General features: G+C 58.8%; 1 protein-coding gene. It reads right to left on the reverse strand.

The genetic code is table 11. The features are described 5' to 3' along the window. Positions 1 to 115 precede the first annotated feature (115 nt). Positions 116 to 427, reverse strand: coding sequence for a hypothetical protein (locus HG543_RS54010; protein WP_004179388.1), 312 nt, complete (start codon positions 425 to 427; stop codon positions 116 to 118). Positions 428 to 665: the final 238 nt, after the last annotated feature.

Here is a 665-nt window from a genome sequence, read left to right on the forward strand (position 1 = left end):
CCATCATGCCACGTTCACCCAGCGGCGGCTGGCTGCCCATACAAGGTAGACGTCGCTCTCGCGCAGCCAGCAACCGCCTGCTGCTGGCCAAACTTCCACCTGCCCGGTCATCAGCCTACAGCGGCGACACGACCTCGACTTCATGCTGAAACACATAGGGGTCGGAGAGGAGTTCGAATGCTTCGTCGTCCGGATAGGTGACCGCGACGTGATAGTCTTCGCCAGCGAAGGCTTTGACCGCCGCGAGATCCTGCCAGTAGGTGGCAAGAAAGAAATGCGCCCATTCGCCCTGGTTTTCCTGGCGCACCAGCGCCCCCCGGTTGCCGGCGATGCTCTGAGCGTGTTCCACGCCGGTCCGCTCAAGGTGGCGGGCAAACCCCTCAGCATGTTGCAATGGCACACAGCCGTGCCAGGTCCTGACAATCATTTGCGTTCTCCTGTAGTGATAAACGTCTCACCCTAACATCGACAGGCATTTCTGGGGGAGCGCAACAATGCCGCGCTGGCAACAACACAAAATTATTTTGCCGGACGGGGATATCCTCTCACTCTGCAGTATTTTCGACTGCGGGGCAGCATTGGGCCGAATATTGCGCGGCGAGTATCACTGTTAGCTGGCGCGGAAAAAATCGTGGCTCGTCAGCCTCGGGCAGTCTTATCGATAC

Source organism: Pyxidicoccus fallax, assembly GCF_012933655.1.
GTDB lineage: Bacteria > Myxococcota > Myxococcia > Myxococcales > Myxococcaceae > Myxococcus > Myxococcus fallax.

What these genes read in the sequence shown, in the direction of transcription:
- HG543_RS54010 (WP_004179388.1), bottom strand. Translation starts at nt 427, where the DNA reads ATGATTGTCAGGACCTGGCACGGCTGTGTGCCATTGCAACATGCTGAG.